Raw genomic sequence first — 665 nt, forward strand, 5'->3', positions numbered from 1 at the left:
CTGATGCTCTGATTCAAATTGAAAGTAAGAGTTCAGGTGGTATTTCTGCAATGGTTGGTGATATGGGAGAATTGTTCTCCGCCGAATCATCTGCCACTACTGAAATTGAAATCATTAAATCTCGTATGATCTTGGGTGGCACTGTAGATAAGTTCAACTTAACAACCGTTGCATCTCCTAACTATATGCCAATCATTGGCAAAGGCTTAGCACGAATCCAAGGCGAGCAAATTAGCATTAACGTTACTCGTTTTAACGCTCCATCCTATGCGGTCGGAATTCCTCTAACATTAGAAGTTGTAGATGCAGAGCAGAAAGCATTCAAGCTAACTGAGGATAATGGCAGTGTCGTACTTGAAGGAAGAGTTGGTGAACTGCTTGAGAAGAATGGATACCAATTTTTGGCGACTGAACTTGTGGCTCAAACTGGTGACTCATTCACGGTCAGCAAAATCAGCAAGCTAGATGCAATTAACAAACTTCAAGAAAACCTTTCAATCAGCGAGCGTGGCAAGCAAACGGGAATTATCTCTTTAAGCTTCTCTGGCGAAGATCGTACTAAAATTCACGCCATCCTGAACGATATTAGCCAAAAATACTTCGTACAAAATGTACAACGTAATTCCGCAGAAGCAGAACAAAGTCTTGAGTTTTTGAAAGGCCAA

General features: G+C 41.2%; 1 pseudogene. It reads left to right on the forward strand.

Annotated elements, in window-relative coordinates:
• Positions 1-665, forward strand: a pseudogene (locus R8O11_RS28285) (tyrosine-protein kinase); the annotation flags it as partial.

The sequence above is a fragment of the Vibrio sp. 1288 genome, from assembly GCF_033344475.1.